Genomic DNA, 21,402 nt, shown 5'->3' with positions numbered 1-21,402 from the left:
CCCCCTAGGCCTTGGTCTTGTAGCCGCGCCCCCACTGGAGTCCCCAGCCGTACAGCCGGTCCAGCTCCGCCTGGAAGCCGTACACGAAGCGCACCTCGCGGCGGACGGTCAGCTCGCCCTTGACGTTCTCCATGGAGAAGACGGCGCAGGAGCGGGCCTGCGGGGCGCGCTCGTCGAGCTCGATCTCGATCCGCGGGCCGTTGCTCGGGTAGAGCGTGACCTTGGCGTGGGTGCGGTCGAAGGCCGGCGTCTGGTCGTAGATGTACGCGAAGAACAGCAGGCGCTTGATCTCGTCCCGGTGGTCCAGATTGACGAAGATCGTCTCGCCGGACGAGCCGCCGAAGCGGTCGTCGCCGCTGAGCTTCACGTACGGGGCGGCGTTGAGGTCGCCGAAGAAGCCGCCGAGCGGCTGGACGACGCCCTTGCTGCCGTCCGTGAGCTCGTAGAGGCAGCCCAGGTCCAGGTCGACGTTGACCATGCCCTGGGTGTGGGCCTGGACGACCTCGGGTTTGAAGAGCTGGGCGGGGTTGCGCAGCAGCCGTCCGCTCTGGCGGGAGCGGCCCTCGATGTCGGAGGTCCGCATCCGCCAGGAGAGGTTCACCCGGAGGTTGCCGGTGGCGGCGCCCTGCTGCGTGAGCGAGACGGTCGGGCGCCGTTTCGTCAGGTCGATCGCGTTCGAAGCGGAGCTGCCCGAGTCGAACTGCGCCGCCCTCCCCGGAAACAGGTTGTCCCAGAAGGCCATGCCGCCTTCACCCCCCACTGATCGTCATCACCGCGCACATGCCTGCGGGGCGGCCGGATGCACCGGCCGCCCCGCAGGGAAGCATTCCTCACCGCCGGGGGTGTCACACCCCGGACGGCACCTCGGTCTTGTCGTCCGAGGATCCGCCCTCGGCCGCCGCGAGCCGCTTGTTGCGGCGGACGGAGGACCAGAAGGACCAGGCGATCAGGATGACGCCGATGGAGCCGGTGATGACCTCGGGGATCTCGTACTGGATGGTGACCAGGAGCAGCACGGCGAGGGCGCCGATGGCGTAGTGGGCGCCGTGCTCCAGGTAGACGTAGTCGTCGAGGGTGCCCTGGCGGACCAGGTAGACGGTCAGGGACCGGACGTACATGGCGCCGACACCGAGGCCGAGGGCCATCAGGACGATGTCGTTGGTGACGGCGAAGGCGCCGATGACACCGTCGAAGGAGAAGGAGGCGTCGAGGACCTCCAGGTAGAGGAACATGAAGAAGGCGGCCTTGCCGGCGAGCTGGATCGCGGTGACCTTCTTGCCGCTGCGCTTGGCCTCTTCCTCGGCCTCGTGCTCGCGCTCCTCTTCCTCCTCCAGCTTGTTCTCGAAGTAGCCGGAGAGACCGCCGACGACGAGGTACGTGATGAGGCCGGCGATGCCGGAGATCAGGACCGTCTGCGCCTTGTCGACGTGCGTGCCGCCGTGCTGGTGGGCGTGGGTCGCGAAGGTCATCGCGCTGATCAGCAGGACGACGAGGGCGATGCAGACCGACAGCATGTCGACCTTGCCGAGCTTGGCCAGCGGGCGCTCGATCCAGCGCAGCCACTGGATGTCACGGTCCTCGAAGATGAAGTCGAGGAAGATCATCAGCAGGAACATGCCACCGAAGGCGGCGATCGACGGGTGCGCGTCGGTCACCAGCTCCTGGTACCTGTCCGCGTCGTTCAGCGCGAGGTCGACGGCCTCGATGGGGCCGATCTTCGCGCTGATGGCGACGATCACGACGGGGAAGACGAGGCGCATGCCGAAGACGGCGATGAGCACGCCGACGGTGAGGAAGATCTTCTGCCAGAAGGCATTCATCTTCTGCAGGATTCCGGCGTTGACCACGGCGTTGTCGAACGAGAGGGAGATCTCCAGGACGCACAGGATCGCCACGATCCCGAACGCCTCCCACCCCCCGTAGAGCACCGCAGCGACCAGACCGAGCGCAGTGATCGCGAACGACCAGCCGAAGGTTTTCAGAATCACTGTCTACCCCATCGTGAAATTACATGGCTTTACGAAACGTTGACCCCGAAGTCTAGAGCGATGCCCCGGAGACCGGACGCGTACCCCTGTCCCACCGCCCGGAACTTCCATTCGCCGTTGTAGCGGTAGAGCTCGCCGAAGATCATCGCGGTCTCGGTGGAGGCGTCTTCCGAGAGGTCATACCGGGCGAGTTCCTGGCCGTCGGTCTGGTTCACGACGCGGATGAACGCGTTGCTGACCTGGCCGAAGCTCTGGCCCCGGTTGTCGGCGTCATGGATCGACACCGGGAAGACGATCTTGTCGCAGTGGGCCGGCACCTTGGTGAGGTCCACGATGAGGGACTCGTCGTCCCCGTCACCCTCGCCGGTGAGGTTGTCGCCGGTGTGTTCGACGGAGCCCTCGGGGCTGCGGAGCTGGTTGTAGAAGACGAAGTAGTCGTCCCCGAGCACCCGGCCGGCCTGGCACAGCAGAGCGCTGGCGTCGAGGTCGAAGGGGGCTCCGGTGGTGGAGCGCGCGTCCCAGCCCAGCCCCACGAGGACCTGGGTGAGGTTGGGTGCGGCCTTGGAGAGGGAGACGTTGCCTCCCTTGGCGAGCGTGACGCCCATGATTCGGTTCCTCCCCGGTGGAGATGAGGCACGTCCGGCGCCGCACGGGATGTGCGGCGCCGGACGGTTCGAACGGTTCGGCTCAGACGTTGACGCCGAAGTCCTGCGCGATGCCGCGCAGACCCGAGGCGTAGCCCTGGCCGACGGCGCGGAACTTCCACTCGGCGCCGTGGCGGTACAGCTCGCCGAAGACCATCGCGGTCTCGGTCGAGGCGTCCTCGGAGAGGTCGTACCGCGCGATCTCGGCGCCACCGGCCTGGTTGACGACGCGGATGAACGCGTTGCGCACCTGGCCGAAGGACTGCTGGCGGTTCTCGGCGTCGTAGATCGAGACCGGGAAGACGATCTTGGCCACGTCGGCCGGCACGGTGGCCAGGCTGACCTTGACCTGCTCGTCGTCGCCCTCGCCCTCACCGGTGAGGTTGTCACCGGTGTGCTCGACCGAGCCGTCGGCGCTCTTCAGGTTGTTGAAGAAGACGAAGTCCTGGTCGTTGCGGACCTTGCCGGCCTCGCTCACCAGGATGGCGCTGGCGTCGAGGTCGAAGTCCGTACCGGTGGTGGTGCGGACGTCCCAGCCCAGACCGACGGTCACGGCGGTGAGGCCAGGGGCCTCCTTGGTCAGCGAGACGTTGCCGCCCTTGCTGAGGCTGACTCCCACGAGTCCCTCCATTGGTTTCCAGGGGCAGCGCCCCCAGTCGTGCGTTGGCATCGGATCAACGTCTGGATCCTAGTGACGGGTTCCCGGTCGAAACAGTCGATTCGCCCGGTGAATCCGAGGGTGTCGGCCCGGAAGCGCTCAGAGGGCTTCCAGGGCCTTGAGGTAGTCACCCGGGTCACGGGCGTCCGACAGGGCGTTGACGACGGTCCAGCGGACGACGCCGGCCTTGTCGATGACGAAGGTGCCGCGGACCGCGCAGCCCTTCTCCTCGTCGAAGACGCCATAGGCCCGGGAGGCCTCGCCGTGCGGCCAGAAGTCGGAGAGCAGCGGGAACTCCAGGTCCTCCTGGTCGCCGAAGACGCGGAGGGTGTGGATGGAGTCGGCGGAGACGGCGAGGAGCTGGGTGTCGTCGTCGACGAACGCCGGGAGGTGGTCGCGGAGCTCGCGCAGTTCACCGGTGCAGACGCCGGTGAAGGCGAAGGGGTAGAAGAGCAGCACCACGTTCTTCTCGCCGCGGAGGTCGGAGAGCCGCACGGTCCGGCCGTGATTGTCCTTGAGCTCGAAATCCGGGGCCTGGGTGCCGACCTCGATCGCCATCGCGTACGCGTCCCTTTCGACGGGGCCCGGGCCTTGGTCCGTATCGGTGAATCCGGGTGGACCCCACCCTACGGCCTGCGCACGAAAGCCCCCGCCGGCGAACCGGCGGGGGCTTCTCGCAGCGTGGGGATCAGCGCTTGGGGGCGGCCAGGCGGGTGCCCGACCAGTCCTTGGCGACGCTGATGCTCTTGGTCTGGGAGAGACCCGCTGTCTGCGCGGCATCCTGGATGTCGGACGGCTCGATGTAGCCGTCGCGGCCGGTCTTCGGGGTCAGCAGCCAGATGTTGCCGCCGTCCTCCAGAAGACCGATGGCGTCCACCAGTGCGTCGGTGAGATCGCCGTCCTCGTCGCGGAACCACAGCACGACGACGTCGGCGACGTCGTCGTAGTCCTCGTCCACGAGGTCCTGTCCGATGACGGACTCGATGCCTTCACGGAGATCCTGGTCGACGTCGTCGTCGTAGCCGATCTCCTGGACCACCTGTCCGGGCTCGAACCCCAGCCTCGCTGCCGGGTTGGTCCGCTCCTCCGCGTGGTCCGCGGTCGCGCTCACGGCTTGCCTCCTGCTCATTCGGAAAATGCTGTGGGCCACGCGTATGCGCGCGGCGCTGGCCGTAGTCCACACGTGCCGGGGCGGATCGCGCAAGTACCCGGCCGCCGAGACCGCCGAAACGGTGACGTTTGGGGCCGTCTCGCCGCAACTTCCGGCATCGTCCGTCCCTCCTCGGTGATCAGGCACACATGATTCGTCCCGGTTCATGGACTTCTGCGGTTTCAGTCTGCCGAACGCCCGGACGAAACGCATGCGCGGGTTGGGCGTAAGGTTGCGATTTGACCGCACCCGGACACCTGGAGGGCACAGCGAGGCACCCCCTGGGGGTTACCCCTGGGTAAATGTGACGTCCGGCGCCGGCGGGGTACACGATGGACATCCCCGACCACCCCGTGGCCCCGTGGGCTCCCACCGAACAGCGAAGGAAGAGCGTGGCTCCCGGATCCGATCGCAACCCGATCATCATTGGCGGCCTTCCCAGCCAGGTCCCGGATTTCGACCCGGAAGAGACCCAGGAATGGCTCGACTCCCTGGACGCGGCCGTCGACGAGCGGGGCCGTGAGCGGGCCCGCTACCTCATGCTCCGCCTGATCGAGCGGGCCCGCGAGAAGCGCGTGGCCGTCCCCGAGATGCGCAGCACGGACTACGTCAACACCATCGCCACCAGGGACGAGCCGTTCTTCCCCGGCAACGAGGAGATCGAGCGCAAGGTCCTCAACGCCACCCGGTGGAACGCGGCCGTGATGGTCTCGCGCGCCCAGCGCCCGGGCATCGGCGTCGGCGGTCACATCGCGACCTTCGCCTCCTCCGCCTCGCTGTACGACGTCGGCTTCAACCACTTCTTCCGCGGCAAGGACGAGGGCGACGGCGGCGACCAGATCTTCTTCCAGGGCCACGCCTCCCCGGGCATCTACGCCCGCGCCTACCTCCTCGACCGGCTGAACGCGACGCAGCTCGACGCCTTCCGCCAGGAACGGTCCAAGTTCCCTGACGGCCTGTCCTCGTACCCGCACCCGCGGCTGATGCCGGACTTCTGGGAGTTCCCGACCGTGTCGATGGGCCTCGGCCCGCTCGGCGCGATCTACCAGGCGCGGATGAACCGGTACATGGAGGCGCGCGGCATCGCCGACACCTCCAAGTCCCACGTCTGGGCGTTCCTCGGCGACGGCGAGATGGACGAGGTCGAGTCGCTCGGCCAGCTGTCCATCGCCGCCCGTGAGGGCCTGGACAACCTCACCTTCGTCGTCAACTGCAACCTCCAGCGCCTCGACGGACCGGTCCGCGGCAACGGCAAGATCATCCAGGAGCTGGAGTCGATCTTCCGGGGCAACGGCTGGAACGTCATCAAGCTGATCTGGGACCGCTCCTGGGACCCGCTGCTCGCGCAGGACCGCGACGGCATCCTCGTCAACAAGCTGAACACCACCCCGGACGGCCAGTTCCAGACGTACGCCACGGAGACCGGCGGCTACATCCGGGACCACTTCTTCGGCGACGACCACCGGCTGCGGGCCATGGTCGAGGGCATGTCGGACCAGCAGGTGCTGCACCTCGGCCGCGGCGGTCACGACCACAAGAAGATCTACGCGGCCTACGCGGCGGCGAAGGCGCACGCCGGCCAGCCGACCGTGATCCTCGCGCAGACCGTCAAGGGCTGGACGCTCGGCCCGAACTTCGAGGGCCGCAACGCGACCCACCAGATGAAGAAGCTGACGGTCGACGACCTCAAGCGCTTCCGCGACCGGCTGCACATCCCGGTGACGGACCGCCAGCTGGAGGACGGCCTGCCGCCGTACTACCACCCGGGCCGGGACTCCGAGGAGATCCAGTACATGCACGACCGCCGCAAGGCGCTGGGCGGGTACGTCCCGACCCGGGTCGTGCGGGCGAAGCCGCTGGTCCTCCCCGACGACAAGGCCTACGCGGCCGCCAAGAAGGGCTCGGGGCAGCAGTCGATCGCCACCACGATGGCCTTCGTCCGCATCCTGAAGGACCTCATGCGGGACAAGGAGATCGGCAAGCGCTTCGTGCTGATCGCCCCCGACGAGTACCGCACCTTCGGCATGGACGCGTTCTTCCCGAGCGCCAAGATCTACAACCCGCTGGGCCAGCAGTACGAGGCGGTGGACCGCGAACTCCTCCTCGCCTACAAGGAGTCGCCGACCGGCCAGATGCTGCACGACGGCATCTCCGAGGCGGGCTGCACGGCCTCGCTGATCGCCGCCGGCTCCGCGTACGCCACGCACGGCGAGCCGCTGATCCCGGTGTACGTCTTCTACTCGATGTTCGGCTTCCAGCGGACCGGCGACCAGTTCTGGCAGATGGCCGACCAGCTGGCGCGCGGCTTCGTGCTGGGCGCCACCGCCGGCCGCACGACGCTGACCGGCGAGGGCCTCCAGCACGCCGACGGCCACTCGCACCTCCTCGCCTCGACCAACCCGGCGTGCATCGCGTACGACCCGGCGTTCGGCTTCGAGATCGCGCACATCGTCAAGGACGGTCTGCGCCGGATGTACGGCCCCGAGGCCGAGGACGTCTTCTACTACCTGACCGTCTACAACGAGCCGATCCAGCACCCGGCCGAGCCCGAGAACGTGGACGTCGACGGCATCCTCCAGGGCATCCACCGCTTCCGGGCCGGCGAGGCCGGCACGATCCCGGCGCAGATCATGGCCTCGGGCGTCGCCGTGCCGTGGGCGATCGAGGCGCAGCGGATCCTCGCCGAGGAGTGGAACGTCCGGGCCGACGTCTGGTCCGCGACCTCCTGGACCGAGCTGCGCCGGGAGGCCGTGGCCGTCGAGGAGCACAACCTGCTCCACCCGGACGAGGAGCAGCGCGTCCCGTACGTGACGCGCAAGCTCCAGGGCGCCGGGGGCCCGTTCGTCGCGGTCTCGGACTGGATGCGGGCGGTGCCGGACCAGATCTCCCGCTGGGTGCCGGGCTCCTACACCTCGCTGGGCGCGGACGGCTTCGGCTTCGCGGACACCCGTGGTGCGGCCCGCCGGTACTTCCACATCGACGCGCAGTCGATCGTGCTGGCGGTCCTGACGGAGCTCGCCCGCGAGGGCAAGGTCGAGCGCTCGGCCCTGAAGCAGGCCGTGGACCGCTACCAGCTCCTCGACGTGACGGCCGCCGACCCGGGCGCCGCGGGCGGCGACGCCTGAGGCACGGGCGGCGACGCCTGAGGCGCGGGCGGCGACGCCTGAGGCGCGGGCGCGACGCCTGAGGCGCGGGCGCGACGCCTGAGGCGCGGGCGGGTGACGTCTGCGGCGGCGGGCGCGGGCCGCGGCTGACGGCCGCCGCCCGGCCGTAGGCCGTTCGGGCTGGTGAGGGCGGTGGGACCCGGTCCCGCCGCCCTTCGGCATTCCTTACGATGCCGGTCATGCCCGTCAAGAAGCTGCGCTGGGAAGAGCGCACCCAGACACCGCTCCTGGTGCTCGCGGTCGCGTTCGGCCTCGCCTACGCGGTGCCGATCGTGGCCCCCGGCGCCGAGCCGTGGGTGCACCGGCTGTGCACCCATGTCGAGTGGGTCGTCTGGGGCGCCTTCGCGCTCGACTATCTGGTCCGTCTCGGGCTTGCCCCCGAGCGTTGGCGCTTCGTGCGGGGCCATCCGCTGGACCTGCTCGCCGTGATACTGCCGATGGTGCAGCCGCTGCGGCTGCTGCGGGTCGTCTCCACGCTCCTCCTCGTGGGCCGGCGGGCCCGGATGGCCCCGCAGATAACGCTCACCACCTATGTGGCGGGCGCGGTGGTCGGGCTGATGATGTTCGGCTCGCTGGCCGTCCTGCACGTGGAGCGGGACGCCCCGAACGGCAACATCAAGACGCTCGGGGACGCGGTCTGGTGGTCGTTCACCACGATGACCACCGTCGGCTACGGCGACCACGCCCCGACCACCGGGCTCGGCCGGGTCCTCGCCGTGGGCCTGATGCTCTCGGGCATCGCCCTGCTCGGTGTCGTCACGGCCAACATCGCGGCCTGGTTCATCGCGCGCTTCGACCGCGACGACGCGGTGGAGCGCCGGCAGACGGAGCTGCTGGAGGCGCTCACCCTGGAGGTCCGGGAGCTGCGCGCCGAGGTGGCCCGGCTCTCGGCCCCGCCGGGACCGAACGAGCCGCGCGAGGTCCCCTCGCCTACCGCTCCCAGAGCTTGAACGCTCTGACCTCGTAGGCCGTCTGCGGCACCCAGGTCCCCCGCCCCGGGTACGTCTCGAACTCCCCCGCCTCTCCGCACTCGGCCGACTGGTAGGTCGTGACGGGCCGCCCGGTGCGGTTCGCGAGGGACTGGGCGGAGGCGCCCGGCGGCAGCGGGACGCAGCTGTCGATGTCGGTGGTGGCCAGCTCGTGCGTCCACGGGCGGCCCTTGAAGTCGGGCTTGGGCCAGAGACAGAGCCGGCCGGGCCCGCAGGCCCCGAGCGTGGTCGGAGGGGAGGCCGGGGCCGGGCGGGCGGCGGCCTCGGACGGCTGGGTCCGCTCGGACGCTGCGGCCCGCTCGGACGGCGCGGCCCGCTCGGACGGCGCGGCCCGCTCGGTCGCCTGGGCCGGTGGGACGGCCAGGAAGGCGGCCAGGACGGCCGCGAGCATGAGCGCGGTCTTCGTATACATGCTGATGAACCCCCGTTTCGTCACTCTCTGTAATCACGAGCATGACGGAGGTCCCCCGCCGACGGAAGGGGGGCCGCCCCCGTTCACGCGAACGGGTGACGGCCCCCTACGGGAACCCCGAGGACCTGGCGTCAGATGTGACCGCCCATGCCGCCGGCCTCCGCGTTCTCGCCGCGCTTGGTGAGCGTGGCGACCAGGGCCGCCACGACGGCCACGCCGCCGGCGACGGTGAAGGCGAGGCCCATCCCGTCGAGGAAGGTGTCGTGGATGACGCCGGTGATCTGCTGGAGGAGACCGGGGGTCATGCCCGGAGCCTGCGCCAGCTCCGGCGGGGCCATGCCGAACTCGGCGGCCTGCTCAAGGCGCGGGTCGGCCGGGACCGGGATGCCGGCCTCCTTCCAGTTCCCCGCGAAGGCGTCGGAGACCTTGGAGGACATGACGGCGCCGAGCACCGCCGTGCCGAGCGCGCCGCCGACCTGCATGGCGGCCTGCTGCAGACCGCCCGCCACACCGGAGAGTTCGAGCGGCGCGTTGCCGACGATGACCTCGGTCGCGCCGACCATGACCGGGGCGAGGCCCAGGCCGAGCAGGGCGAACCAGAGGGACATGGCGAGGGTGCCGGTGCCGGCGGTGAGCGTGATCATGCCGAACATCGCGACGGCCGTGCAGACCATGCCGCCGACGAGCGGCACGCGCGGCCCGAACCTGGTGATGAGCGCGCCGGCCAGCGGCGAGGAGACGATCATCATGGCGGTCAGCGGCAGCAGGTGGAGGCCGGCGTCGACCGGGCCGAGCCCCTTCACGCCCTGGAGGTAGAAGGTCACGAAGAAGAGGCCGCCCATGAAGGCGAAGGCCATCAGGACCATCAGCACCACACCGGCCGAGAGCGGAACGGAGCGGAACATGGCCAGCGGGATGAGCGGCTCCTTGACCTTGGTCTCCCAGAAGGCGAAGACCGCGAACAGGAGCACCGCGCCGAGCAGGCAGCCCCAGGTGTTGCCGCTGGACCAGCCCCAGGACTCGCCGGCCTTGATGAGGCTCCAGACGAGCAGGGCCATGGCGCCGGAGAGCAGCAGGATCCCGAGGACGTCGAAGGACCGCGGCGCGTTCTCGGCGCGGTGGTCCTTGAGGATGACCAGGCCGAGCACGAGCGCGAGCGCGCCGACCGGCACGTTGATGAAGAAGACGGACTGCCAGTTGACGTGCTCCACGAGGAAGCCGCCGAGGATCGGGCCGCCCGCCGTGGAGGCGCCGATGACCATGCCCCAGATGCCGATGGCCATGTTCAGCTTCTCGGCGGGGAAGGTGGCGCGCAGCAGTCCGAGCGCGGCCGGCATCAGCAGGGCGCCGAAGAGGCCCTGCAGGACGCGGAAGGCGATCACGGCCCCGATGGAGTGGGACAGGCCGATCGCGCCGGAGGCGGCGGCGAAGCCGGCGATGCCGATGAGGAAGGTCTGCCGGTGGCCGAAGCGGTCACCGAGCTTGCCGGCGGTGATCAGGGCGACGGCGAGCGCGAGCAGATAGCCGTTGGTGATCCACTGGACCTGGGCGAGGGTGGCGCCGAGGTCCTCCTTGATGGCCGGGTTGGCGATGGCGACGATCGTGCCGTCGAGCGCGACCATCATCACGCCGACGGCGACGCTGAAGAGCGTCAACCACGGGTGGCCGCGCAGTCCTTTCGCCGGGACCGGTACGGGTTCCCGGGCGTCCCCCTGACCCTGCGGGGCCTTTTCCACGGTGGTCTGACTAGTCATGCGAACGAGGCTAATGACAGTCACTGACAATTGACAAAGCGATTCACGCGTCGGTAACTGTCACGTAGCTCACAGGTACGCTGAGCAGGACGAAATGCCGGAAAAGAGGACCTCCACGTGACCGTGCCCGGACTGCGCGAGCGGAAGAAGCAACGCACGCGCGACGCCTTGACCCGGGTGGCCCTTGAGCTGTTCACCGACCACGGCTACGAGCGGACCACCGTCGACGAGATCGTCGACGCCGTGGAGGTCTCGCAGCGCACCTTCTTCCGGTACTTCTCCTCCAAGGAAGAGGTCGCCTTCGCGGTCCAGCACATGGTCGAGGAGCGCTTCGTGCACGCCCTCGGGCAGCGCCCGCCGGAGGAGGCCCCCCTCGACGCGATGCGCAACGCCGTCCTGAGCGCCTGGGACACCATCGGCGAGGCCATCGCGGAGGTCGTCCCCGTCGAGCTGTACCTGCGCACCTACCGGATGATCGAGTCGACGCCCGCGCTGCTCGCCGTCCATCTGCGCCGCTCCACCGAGATGGAGGAGACCATCGCGCGGATCATCGCCGCGCGCGAGGGCCTCGACGTCGACGAGGACCCCCGCCCCCGGATCGCGGTCGCGGCGTTCAGCGGGGTGATGCGGGTGACCGGCCAGATGTGGGGCCGGGGCACGGACCAGAGCCTGGAGGCCATCCGCGCGCTCACCGAGGCCCATCTCGACCACCTCGGACCGGCGCTGGCACCGCACTGGCGGGACCGCTCAGGGGGAGGGCCGGGCACCGCCCGGTAAGCCTCGTCATCTCGGCCCCGTAGGGTGGCCGCCCTATGACCTCCGTCGACACCTCGCCCGCGCTCGTCGCCACGCGCGCGCTCCTCGCGCTCGCCGTCGTGTTCGTGCTCCTCGCCACCACCGGGTGGACCACGATCCGGCACCGGCCCGTGCCGTGGCCGTCCCGTGAGGCCGCGCTCGCCGCCTGGGCCCGGGACAGGATCGGCCACCGGCCGCTGCCCGACCCCGGTGCCCCGGCCGGTACCGTCGCCGCGTTCTTCTCCGGACTCGGCCAGGCCGGTGCCGCCCGGCTCGCCGCCCGGCACCCGCTCGTCGTCGGCAACCTCAACGGCGCCCCGGTCGCCCTGCGCTACCGCGCCAACCGGATCACGCTCACGCGCGCGTACGCCGCCGAGCGGAGCAGGGTCGACGACACCCGGCTCTCCCCCGAGGGCCGCCACGAGGCCCGGCGCCGGATCGACCGCTTCGCCTCCCTGCTGCGGCCCGGCCGTCAGGTCCTCGCCTTCGACCCGACCGGTACGGGGCGGGCCGCCGAGGTCCTCGGAGACCTGGAGCACGCCCGGAACGTCTCCGTGATCGTGCCCGGCGTCGACACCAACCTGCTCACCTTCCAGAAGAGCCACGGCCGGTACGGCGCCCCCGCCGGCATGGCCGAGGCCCTCTACGCGGCCGAGCGGCGGGCCGCGCCACGCGCGCGCGTGGCGGTGATCGCCTGGGCCGACTACACCTCGCCCGCCGGGCTCGGCGTCGACGCGGTCACCGGCCGGCTGGCCGAGGAGGGGGCCGTACGCCTGGTGGGTCTCGCCGAATCCCTGCCGCCGCACGCGCGCGTGGCGCTCTTCTGCCACAGCTACGGCTCCGTGCTCTGCGGGGTCGCCGCGCCCCGGCTGCCCGCCCGGGTGACCGACGTGGCCGTCGCCGGGAGCCCCGGGATGCGGGTCGAGCGCGCCGCCGAACTCCGCAGCCCCGCGCGCGTGTGGGCCATGCGGGACGCCGACGACTGGATCGCGGACGTCCCGCACCTGGAGGTGGGCGGGCTCGGCCACGGCGCCGACCCGGTCGCGCCCGAGTTCGGCGCACGGCTGCTCTCCGCGCGCGGGGCGATCGGCCACAGCGGCTATTTCGAGCCGGGGACGGAGAGCCTCGTCAACTTCGCCGCGATAGGCGTCGGGGCGTACCCGCAGACGGTCTGCGCACGTGCCGACAGCGCTTGCCACGACGGAATATCCGGCACGGAAGGGCTCTGACGCGCGTAGATCACGCAATTTCGGGACCTTTCACAGGGGCGACGCAAAGGCACGCGCCGCTTACGATGAGGCGTATGGGTGATGTGCTGGCCGGAATTCATGCCACCTGGGAGCTCGAGAGCGACGCCCTCGTCATCCGTTTCGATCGGGGGATCCGCACGCCGAAGCTCTTCCACGCGCTGCGTGAGAGACGAGTACCGCACGAGGCGCTGACGTCGGTGACGCTCACGCCCGGGAAGCGGGGCACCGTCGTGCTCCACGCCGTGCCCCGGCCCGGCGCCGATCCGCTGATGGAGGCGGCCGCGGGGCAGCTCAAGGAGGGCAGCGATCCGTACCGCCTGGTGCTCCCGGCGGACCGCGAGACGCTCGCCGAGCACTACCGGGACGAGCTGCGGGCGCTTCTCGCGTCGCGCCCGGCGACCGCGGGGGCCGCCGGGTACGGGGCGTACGAGGCGTACGAGGCGTACGAGGCGTACGGCGCGTCCGTGCCGGACGGGGGCGACGAGGGCGTCGCGCCCGCCGAACGGTTCCTCGTCGCGCCCCCGGCGGGACCGCAGTCCTTCAAGGCGTACGACGGGAAGGCCAGCTTCGACGGGACCTCGGAGGTCGCGTTCCGCTGGTCCTGGACCGGCGCGACCTCGGAGAAGTGGAAGGCCGGCGACCAGGTCTTCCCCGTACGGGACCTCTGCGGGGTCGAATGGCGGTCACCGGACGGCGTCGACGGGTACCTGCGGCTGGTGCCCCGCGGCGGCGGGCCCCGGGCCGAACGGCCCGACCAGGACCCGGCGTGCGTCGTCTTCGGACGCTACGGGCCCGTGTACGAGTCCCTGACGTTCGCCGCGTCGGTCCTCGCGGCGATCCGGGGCCAGGACCGGGCGCCCGTGCCCGTACCCGTGGCCGTCGCGGGGGCGGGCGACCCCGGGGTGGTGGCCGAAAGGATTCGGCATCTGGGGGAGCTGCACCGGGCGGGGCTCGTGACGGACGCGGAGTTCTCGGCGAAGAAGGCGGAGCTCCTGGCGGAGCTGTGAGGCCTCCCCGTGCGGGGCGGCGGGGTCATACCCCGGTATCAGGGCGGACCTGACTCCCCGGTATGACGTTTCGGCGGGGGCGGGCTGCCTACCCTGAGGTCGTCATGGTTACCGCATCGCGGCCCCAGCCGCCCGCCGCTCCCCCGTCCGCCGCCCGTCGTCTCGGGGCCCAGGTCCGCGAGGCGTTCCAGGGGCTCGGGTCCGCGCTCACGACCCCCACCACGCCGGGGGCCCCGCTCCTCGCGGGCGCCTCGGGCCGGTGGGTGCGGCTGCTGCCGTACACCGTCGCCCTCGCGTTCAGCGCCGCGCTCCTCCCCTCCACCGTCCTGCTCCTCGTCAACGACTACGGCGTCAACGGCGCCCTCGCGGGCGCCCTCGGCACCGCCCAGGCCGCGCCGCTCCTCCTCGCCGTCACCCGCCCCCTCCAGGCCTGGTGGGTCGTCTTCACCGCCGATGTCGTCGGCGCCCTCGTGATCCTCGGCTCGGACGGCCCCCGGGCGGAGCTGTGGCCGTGGACCCCGCCGGTCGTCATCGGCTACTGCGCCCTGATGGTCGCCCTCGGACTGCGCGAGTCCCGCCGGGCGCTGTTCGGGGTGTGGCTGGCCACCGGCGTGGCGGGATTCGTCCTGGAGGCCTTCAAGCCCGCCGGGCTGACCAGCCTGCACGCGCTGCTGCTCGTCCTCAGCGGCGTCCTGCTGCTGCTCACCTCGGCCGCCCGCGCCCGCGGCGACGCGCAGCGGCGGCTCGCCGAGCAGGAGACCATCAACGAGGCCGAGCGGGCCCGCCGCACCCTCCTGGAGGAGCGGGCCAGGATCGCACGGGAGCTGCACGACGTCGTGGCGCACCACATGTCCGTGATCACGGTGCAGGCGGACTCGGCGCCGTACCGCATCCCCGAACTCCCGGACGCGGCCCGGGAGGAGTTCACGTCCATCGCGGCGAGCGCCCGGGAGTCGCTGACCGAGATGCGCCGGCTGCTCTCCGTGCTCCGCAGTGACGGCAGCGAGGGCGAGCGGGCCCCGCAGCCGGGACTCGACCGGGTCCAGCAGCTCGTCGAGGCGACCGTACGCGCGGGCGTGCCGGCCGAACTGCGGCTCGCCGCCGACCTCGGGGAGGTTCCGCAGGCCGTGGACCTGTCCGCGTACCGGATCGTGCAGGAGGCCCTGGCGAACGTGGTGCGGCACGCGCCCGGGGCCGTGACCCGTGTCTCCGTACGGGCCGAGGACGGCTGGCTGACCGTCCTGGTCGTCAACGGTCCGTCCCTGGAGGAGCGTTCCGCCGTCGAGCGGGGCGCCCCCGGCACCGGGCACGGGCTGGTCGGCATGCGGGAGCGCGTACGGTTGACCGGCGGCTCCCTGGACACCGGGCCGCTGCCGGACGGCGGCTTCCGGGTCGCGGCCCGGCTCCCCCTGCGTACGAAGGACACCGAGTGACCATCCGCGTGATCATCGTCGACGACCAGGCCATGGTGCGGGCCGGTTTCGCCGCGCTGCTCGCCGCGCAGCCCGACATCGACGTGGTCGGCGAGGCGCCGGACGGGCGGCAGGGCGTCGACGTGGCGCGCTCGACGCATCCGGACGTGGTCCTGATGGACGTGCGGATGCCGGAGCTGGACGGGCTCGCCGCCGCCCGGGAGATCCTGCACCCGCCGGTCGGGGTCACGCACCGGCCGAAGGTGCTGATGCTGACCACCTTCGACGTCGACGACTACGTGTACGAGGCGCTGCGCGCGGGCGCGTCCGGCTTCCTCCTCAAGGACGCGCCGCCGGCCGATCTCATCGCGGCGGTACGGGTGGTGGCGGCGGGCGAGGCGCTGCTCGCCCCGTCCGTGACGCGCCGCCTCATCGCCGACTTCGCGGCCTCCCGCCCGGCGCCCCGGCGGGACACCACGGCTCTGCGCCTGAACGGGCTCACCCCGCGCGAGACGGAGGTCCTGGAACTGATCGCCCGGGGCCTGTCCAACCAGGAGATCGCCGACAGCCTGGTCCTCGCCGAGCAGACCGTGAAGACCCACATCGGCCGTGTCCTCGCCAAGCTGGACCTGCGCGACCGGGCGCAGGCCGTGGTCTTCGCGTACGAGTCGGGCCTGGTCACGCCCGGGGACACGCGCTAGCCGCACGCACCCCCGGGAACTCGCACCCCCCGCAAATCCCCTGGTCACCCCCGGGGACTCGTGCCTGCCCCCGGGGGAAAACCCCACCCCCGGACGGGTGCCGGCCGGTCCTCCGCCCCCTACCGGGGTATCAGACGGGAGTTGGCTCCCCGGTGTGACGTGGCGTCACCCTTCGTCTTCCTACCTTCCTCTCGCCAACGACGAGAACGAGGGAGGGCGGGCCGATGCGCCGCTTCACGAGGACCCTGATCACCGCCGCGGTGGTGACCGGTGTGATCGCCGGCACGGCGGGCTGGGCGTCCGGGAGCAGTCAGGAGGCCGTGACCGGGGCCCCCGTCGGGACCGGGGCGTGGCGGGCGGCGGGGCTGCCGGACCCGGAGCGGATGGGGCCGGCCGAGGTCGCGCGCTTCTTCGCCGGGCTGAGCCCCGTACGGCAGCGGGAGCTGGCGACGGCCCACCCGACGGTCGTCGGGAACCTCGACGGGGCGCCCCTGGAGCTGCGGTACGAGGCCAACGCCCGCGCCACGCGGGGGGAGTTCGGCGGGGCGCGGGTCCTCGCCCACGACCCGCGCGGCCGTGGGCAGGTGGCCCTGGTCTACGGGGATCTGGCGCGGGCCGAGCACGTGGCCGTGATCGTGCCCGGCTCGGATGTCGACGCGGGGCACGTCAAGCCGCTCGCGGACATGGCGGCGGAGCTGCGCGGGGCGACCGGCGGTCGTACGGCGGTCGTCGCCTGGGCCGGGTACACGACCCCCGTGGGCGTCGGTCTGGACGCGGCCACGGGCCGTCTGGCCGAGGCCGGTGCGGAGCGGCTCACCCGGTTCACGGACGGGCTCGCCGCGGTCGGCGCGGCCGAGCCGTCGCTGTTCTGCCACAGTTACGGCTCCGTGGTCTGCGGTCTCGCCGCCCACGGGCTGAAGGCCAAGGACCTGGTGGTCTTCGGCTCCCCCGGGATGCGCGCGGAGAACGTCTCCGAGCTCGGGACGTCCGCCCGGGTCTGGGCGGCGAAGGATCCCACCGACTGGATCGACCGGGTCCCGAACGTCGCCTTCGCGGGGCTCGGGCACGGCGCCGACCCCTCCGAACCGGCCTTCGGGGCCCGCCGGATCCCCGCCGAGGACGCCGCGGGGCACGGCGGCTACTTCGCGCCCGGCACCTCGTCCCTGCGCGCGTTCGCCGCGATCGCCGAGGGGGACGTCCGATGAAGACGCTCGTCGCGAAGATCGAGTCCTCCACCCCCGCGCACCGCGACCGGGCGATCGACGGACTCCGCGCCCTCGCGCTGCTCGCCGTGCCGACCGGGCACTGGCTGCTCGGCGGGTTCACGCTCTCCTCCGACGGCGCGATCCACAACGCCAGTCCGCTCGGCAGCTTCGCGGGGCTCGCGCCCGTCAGCTGGGTCCTTCAGATGCTGGGGATCTTCTTCCTGGTCGGCGGCTACGCGTCGGTCCTGTCGTACCGGCGCCGCAAGGGCTCCACGCGCGCGTGGCTCGGGGGACGGCTCGCCCGGCTCGGGCGTCCGGTGCTCGGGGTCACCGCGGTGTGGGCGGCGCTGCTTCCGGTGCTGCACTTCGGGCTCGGGGTGCCCGTGGACACGCTGCGGACGGCGTCCACGCTGGTGATCCAGCCGCTGTGGTTCGTCGGGGTGTACACGGTGGTCACCGCGCTGACCCCGGTGTGCGTGCGGGCGGCCCGTCGCCTCGGGGTGTGGGCCGCGGCGCCGCTGCTCGGGTCGGTCGCCGTCGTCGACTTCCTGCGGTACGGGCCGTACGCCGACGCCGTGCCGTCCTGGCTGAGCCTGCTGAACATCCTGCCCGGCTGGCTGTTCGCGTACCAGCTCGGCGTCTCGTGGGGCGAGGGCCGGGTGACCCGGCGCCACGCGTGGGGGCTGCTGCTCGGCGGCGCCGCGCTCTTCGCGGCGCTGCTCCTCGCCTTCGGCTACCCGGCGTCGATGGTCGGCGTCCCCGGCGAGGCCCGCACCAACTCGCACCCGCCGTCGCTGCTCGTCCTCGCCCTCGCGGCCGCGCAGAGCGGTGCGGCGATCCTGCTGCGGGACCGGCTCGGCCGGTTCCTGAAGCGGCCTGCGCTGTGGGCGCCGGTCGTCGTGATCAACCTGTCCGCGATGACGATCCTGTGCTGGCACCAGACGGCGATGCTGACCGCCGCGATCCCCGCCTCGTACGCAGGCGAGGTCGTGGGCCTGGTCGGCGCCCCCGACTCGGTCGGCTGGATCCTGGCCCGCCTGGCCTGGATGCCGGTCTTCGCCGGACTCCTGGTGCTGATCGGCCGGTACGCGCGCGTCTTCGAGTCCCCGTGGGAGAGGACCGGCCCCGCCCGCCGCACCCTGGCGGGTCTCCTGGCGGCGGGCTTCGCGGTCTTCGCCCTGGGACTGGCGTGAGCGCCGGCCGGGTCCTACGCCTCGCGGGCCGCCGACGTGGAGCTCATGTCCGGGTAGCGGTCGCCCGCGACCAGGCCGGCGATCGGCTCCAGTTCGGCGAGTTCGGCGCCGGTGAGGGTGATGCGGGTGGCGGCCGCGTTCTCCAGGAGGCGGGAGCGCTTGCGGGTGCCGGGGATGGGGACGACCGTCAGGCCGTGGACGGCGGCGCGCTGCTGCACCCAGGCCAGGGCGATCTGCGCCGGAGTCGCGCCGTGGGCGGCGGCGATCTTCCGGACCGGGTCGAGGAGGGCGGCGTTCCGCTCGGCGTTCTCGCCGGTGAACCGGGGCTGGTACTGGCGGAAGTCGCCGCCCGACAGGTCCTTGGCCGCGTCCGCGAACGCACCGGTCAGGAAGCCCCGGCCGAGCGGCGAGTACGGCACGAAGGTCACGCCCAGCTCGGCGGCGGCGCCGACGGCGCTGCGCTCCACGTCCCGGGAGAAGAGGGACCACTCCGACTGGAGCGCGGTGATCGGGTGCACGGCGTGGGCCTCGCGCAGTTCGGGCCCGGTGACCTCGCTCAGGCCCAGGTGGCGGACCTTGCCCTCCTGGACGAGCTCGGCCATGGCGCCGACGGACTCGGCGAAGGGGATCCCCGGGTCGCGGCGGTGCATGTAGTAGAGGTCGATGGTCTCGATGCCGAGGCGGCGCAGGCTGTCCTCCGCGGCCTTCTTGATGTACGCCGGGTCGTTGCGGACGGCCCGGTAGGCCGGGTCGTCGGCGCGGCGCTCGATGGCGAACTTCGTGGCGAGGGTGACCTCGTCGCGGTGGGCGGCGAGGAAGGGCGCGAGGAACTCCTCGTTGGCGCCGCTGCCGTAGACGTCGGCGGTGTCGACGAGGGTGACGCCCGCCTCCAGGGCGGCGTCGAGGGTGTCGCGGGCGGCGGCCTCGTCGGTGTCCCCGTAGAACTCGCTGATGCCCATGGCGCCGAAGCCCTGGACGCCGACCTCCGGTCCGTCCTGGCCGAGGCGTACGGTGTCGATCCTGGTCTGGCTGGTCATGAAGACGCTCCTCCGCATGCGGTCCCGTAATGGCCGATCTTGATGTCGAGCACGGCGAGCGTGTCCTGGAGCTCGGTGATCCTGGTGAGGACGTCACGCCGGGTGGCCTCCAGGAGTTCCCGCCGGGCGTCCCGCGTGTGGTCGCCCTCGCGCACCATCTCCGCGTACCTGACCATGTCGGCGACCGGCATCCCGGTCAGCCGCAGCTTGCCGACGAAGGCCAGCCAGCCCAGGTCCCGCTCGGTGAAGCGGCGCTGCCCGGTGTGCGACCGGTCGACGTGCGGCATCAGGCCGATCCGCTCGTACCAGCGCAGGGTGTGGGCGGTGAGTCCGGTCAGCGCGGCGACCTCGCTGATGGTGTAGCGGTCCTTCCCGGCGGGCCTGGCCGTGCTCTCGACGCTCTCGATCACGCTCATGGGTCCCACGCTAAAACGTTGGAGTGCACTCGAAGCAAGTAGGCTCGGCCCCATGCAGAGCACCCTGCCGAGCCTGGCGTCGATCGAGAACTGGCCCGTCCCCACCGCGGCCGCCGCCGTCGTCCGCGCGGACGGCACCGTGGCCGGGTCCCACGGCCCCACCGGACGGCGTTTCGCGCTCGCCTCCGTCACCAAGCCGCTCGCGGCGTACGCGGTCCTCGTGGCGTACGAGGAGGGGGCGATCGACCTCGACGAGCCGGCCGGGCCCGAGGGTGCGACCGTCCGCCATCTGCTCGCCCACACCTCGGGGCTCGCCTTCGACGAGAACCGGGTCATGGCCGCGCCGGGCACCCGCAGGATCTACTCGAACACCGGCTTCGAGGCGCTCGGCGACCACGTCGCGAAGGCCACCGACATCCCGTTCGCCGAGTATCTGCACCAGGCCGTCCTGGAGCCCCTCGGCATGACGTCGACGACCCTGGAGGGGTCGCCCGCGAAGGACGGCGTGTCGACCGTGGACGATCTCGTGCGGTTCGCCGCCGAGGTGCAGGCGCCGCGGCTGCTCGACGCGCGGACCGTCCTGGACGCGATGACCGTCGCGTACCCGGGTCTGACCGGCATCCTGCCCGGCTACGGGCACCAGCGGCCGAACGACTGGGGGCTCGGCTTCGAGATCCGTGACGGCAAGTCCCCGCACTGGACCGGTGCGGGCTCCTCGCCGCGCACCTTCGGACACTTCGGTCAGGCCGGAACGTTCCTGTGGATCGACCCGGACGCACGGTGGGCGGGCGGGAACGCCACGGGGGCCGCGTGCGTGGCGCTCACCGACCGGCCCTTCGGGCCGTGGGCGGTCGAGGCCTGGCCGCCGTTCACGGACGCGGTGCTCGCGGACCTGCGGACACGCTGACCGGAGGGCCGCTCAGCCGTCGCAGCGGGTCGCCGGGAGCGTGCCGTCGGAGCCCATGAGGCTCACGTCGACCATGCCGCCGCCGTCCTCCGCGTAGGCGGTCGTGCACACCAGCTGCTGGACGGCGGCCTCCGGCAGGTTGGTGACGGAGAACGGGGCGCGGACCCGCAGGACGCGGCGGCCCTCGGCGGTCCGGCCGGTCTCCTCGGTGTGCGGCGTGATGCCTCCGACCGCCGGCAGGGCCGTGGTCAGGCCGGCCGCGGTGTCGGCGCGGGCCGGGCCCGCGAGGAGGGCGGCGAGCACCTTGTCCGTGACGATCCGGGTGCCGTTCCCGACGGCCTCCTGCCCGGAGCCCGAGCCCCGGGCCTTCCGGTCGGCGGACGACTCCAGGGTGCCCGAGGGGAAACCCGTGTCGGAGAACGGCTGGCCGACCTCTCGGACCACCGGGGCCGGTCGGCCGTCGGGCCCCAGGAAGTAGAGCACCATGCGGAACTCGGGGGCCGGGTAGACGGCGACGGTCGCGGCGCCTCCGGCTTCGACGACGTCGCTCTCCTGTATGCCGCAGGCGGCGAGCGACACCATGCCGAGGAGGGCCGCGGCGACGGCACGACGTCTCGGAGCGGCGGCCGCACGGCCCCTCGGAGCGGCGGCCGCACGGCGCGTCACGGCGGCCTCCGCACGGCGCGTCACGGCGGTGGCCGTACGGCGTGTCACGGCGGT

At 71.9% G+C, this 21,402-nt stretch carries 21 protein-coding genes; 10 read left to right on the top strand and 11 right to left on the bottom strand.

Translation table 11 applies throughout. The annotated features are described in order from the left end of the window. Positions 1-4: 4 nt before the first annotated feature. From ABTY59_RS06570 to ABTY59_RS06545, 6 genes are all read right to left on the bottom strand, one after another. Positions 5-742 carry a TerD family protein gene (locus ABTY59_RS06570; RefSeq protein WP_352017773.1) on the bottom strand — a complete coding sequence of 246 codons (738 nt, stop codon included), beginning with the start codon at positions 740-742 and terminating at the stop codon, positions 5-7. Positions 743-845: 103 nt separating this feature from the next. Beyond that, positions 846-1,988, bottom strand: coding sequence for a DUF475 domain-containing protein (locus ABTY59_RS06565; protein ID WP_352017772.1), 1,143 nt, complete (start codon positions 1,986-1,988; stop codon positions 846-848). 29 nt (positions 1,989-2,017) lie between these two features. Then, positions 2,018-2,593, bottom strand: coding sequence for a TerD family protein (locus ABTY59_RS06560; protein WP_352017771.1), 576 nt, complete (start codon positions 2,591-2,593; stop codon positions 2,018-2,020). Between the two features lie 82 nt (positions 2,594-2,675). Continuing rightward, positions 2,676-3,251 carry a TerD family protein gene (locus ABTY59_RS06555; RefSeq protein ID WP_352017770.1) on the bottom strand — a complete coding sequence of 192 codons (576 nt, stop codon included), beginning with the start codon at positions 3,249-3,251 and terminating at the stop codon, positions 2,676-2,678. 138 nt (positions 3,252-3,389) lie between these two features. Beyond that, on the bottom strand, positions 3,390-3,848 hold the full coding sequence (locus ABTY59_RS06550) for a peroxiredoxin (RefSeq protein WP_352017769.1): 459 nt from the start codon (positions 3,846-3,848) through the stop codon (positions 3,390-3,392). 130 nt (positions 3,849-3,978) lie between these two features. Next, positions 3,979-4,401: a DUF3052 domain-containing protein gene (locus tag ABTY59_RS06545; RefSeq protein WP_093876287.1), complete on the bottom strand. Its 423-nt coding sequence runs from the start codon at positions 4,399-4,401 to the stop codon at positions 3,979-3,981. A gap of 431 nt (positions 4,402-4,832) precedes the next feature. On the opposite strand from ABTY59_RS06545, the gene aceE reads away from it, so the two are divergent. Beyond that, on the top strand, positions 4,833-7,565 hold the full coding sequence (gene aceE / locus ABTY59_RS06540; protein ID WP_352017768.1) for a pyruvate dehydrogenase (acetyl-transferring), homodimeric type: 2,733 nt from the start codon (positions 4,833-4,835) through the stop codon (positions 7,563-7,565). Positions 7,566-7,774: 209 nt separating this feature from the next. Then, positions 7,775-8,554, top strand: a complete 780-nt coding sequence (locus tag ABTY59_RS06535) for a potassium channel family protein (RefSeq protein WP_469535645.1) — start codon at positions 7,775-7,777, stop codon at positions 8,552-8,554. Here ABTY59_RS06535 and ABTY59_RS06530 read toward each other — a convergent pair. Next, entirely contained in the window at positions 8,535-9,005 is a 471-nt protein-coding gene (locus tag ABTY59_RS06530; RefSeq protein WP_352017766.1) for a peptidase inhibitor family I36 protein, read from the bottom strand. The genes ABTY59_RS06535 and ABTY59_RS06530 overlap by 20 nt on opposite strands. Before the next feature lie 131 nt (positions 9,006-9,136). Then, entirely contained in the window at positions 9,137-10,759 is a 1,623-nt protein-coding gene (locus ABTY59_RS06525; RefSeq protein ID WP_352017765.1) for an MFS transporter, read from the bottom strand. 117 nt (positions 10,760-10,876) lie between these two features. Between ABTY59_RS06525 and ABTY59_RS06520 the strand changes: the two genes are divergently transcribed. The 7 genes from ABTY59_RS06520 (at position 10,877) to ABTY59_RS06490 (ending at position 18,322) form a co-directional block, all read left to right on the top strand. Further along, positions 10,877-11,536 (top strand): TetR family transcriptional regulator, encoded by a 660-nt coding sequence (locus ABTY59_RS06520; protein WP_352017764.1) that lies wholly within the window; start codon positions 10,877-10,879, stop codon positions 11,534-11,536. Positions 11,537-11,571: 35 nt separating this feature from the next. Continuing rightward, positions 11,572-12,783, top strand: a complete 1,212-nt coding sequence (locus ABTY59_RS06515; RefSeq protein ID WP_352017763.1) for an alpha/beta hydrolase — start codon at positions 11,572-11,574, stop codon at positions 12,781-12,783. A gap of 74 nt (positions 12,784-12,857) precedes the next feature. Continuing rightward, positions 12,858-13,811 (top strand): DUF4429 domain-containing protein, encoded by a 954-nt coding sequence (locus ABTY59_RS06510; protein WP_352017762.1) that lies wholly within the window; start codon positions 12,858-12,860, stop codon positions 13,809-13,811. A gap of 104 nt (positions 13,812-13,915) precedes the next feature. Beyond that, complete coding sequence (locus ABTY59_RS06505) at positions 13,916-15,244, top strand: sensor histidine kinase (RefSeq protein WP_403533338.1); 1,329 nt, start codon at positions 13,916-13,918, stop codon at positions 15,242-15,244. Then, positions 15,241-15,924 carry a response regulator gene (locus ABTY59_RS06500; protein ID WP_352017760.1) on the top strand — a complete coding sequence of 228 codons (684 nt, stop codon included), beginning with the start codon at positions 15,241-15,243 and terminating at the stop codon, positions 15,922-15,924. Before ABTY59_RS06505 ends, ABTY59_RS06500 begins: the two co-directional genes overlap by 4 nt. Before the next feature lie 224 nt (positions 15,925-16,148). Continuing rightward, positions 16,149-17,129, top strand: coding sequence for an alpha/beta hydrolase (locus ABTY59_RS06495; protein ID WP_352017759.1), 981 nt, complete (start codon positions 16,149-16,151; stop codon positions 17,127-17,129). Next, positions 17,126-18,322: an acyltransferase family protein gene (locus tag ABTY59_RS06490; RefSeq protein WP_352017758.1), complete on the top strand. Its 1,197-nt coding sequence runs from the start codon at positions 17,126-17,128 to the stop codon at positions 18,320-18,322. The genes ABTY59_RS06495 and ABTY59_RS06490 overlap by 4 nt, the downstream gene beginning before the upstream one ends. A 14-nt stretch (positions 18,323-18,336) precedes the next feature. On the opposite strand, the gene ABTY59_RS06485 is transcribed toward ABTY59_RS06490, so the two are convergent. Further along, positions 18,337-19,359, bottom strand: a complete 1,023-nt coding sequence (locus tag ABTY59_RS06485) for an aldo/keto reductase (RefSeq protein WP_352017757.1) — start codon at positions 19,357-19,359, stop codon at positions 18,337-18,339. Next, entirely contained in the window at positions 19,356-19,775 is a 420-nt protein-coding gene (locus tag ABTY59_RS06480; protein WP_352017756.1) for a MerR family transcriptional regulator, read from the bottom strand. The genes ABTY59_RS06485 and ABTY59_RS06480 overlap by 4 nt, the downstream gene beginning before the upstream one ends. Before the next feature lie 52 nt (positions 19,776-19,827). Here ABTY59_RS06480 and ABTY59_RS06475 point away from each other — a divergent pair, with 52 nt between their 5' ends. Beyond that, on the top strand, positions 19,828-20,682 hold the full coding sequence (locus tag ABTY59_RS06475) for a serine hydrolase domain-containing protein (RefSeq protein ID WP_352017755.1): 855 nt from the start codon (positions 19,828-19,830) through the stop codon (positions 20,680-20,682). 12 nt (positions 20,683-20,694) lie between these two features. Here the strand turns inward: ABTY59_RS06475 and ABTY59_RS06470 are convergent, their stop codons facing one another. Next, complete coding sequence (locus ABTY59_RS06470; protein WP_352017754.1) at positions 20,695-21,396, bottom strand: hypothetical protein; 702 nt, start codon at positions 21,394-21,396, stop codon at positions 20,695-20,697. Positions 21,397-21,402: the final 6 nt, after the last annotated feature.

The organism is Streptomyces sp. NPDC096079, from assembly GCF_040303145.1.
In the GTDB taxonomy this organism is placed as follows: Bacteria; Actinomycetota; Actinomycetes; order Streptomycetales; family Streptomycetaceae; genus Streptomyces.
The sequence above is the reverse complement of the archived record's forward strand: the minus strand, read 5'-3'. Positions and strand labels throughout refer to the sequence as shown.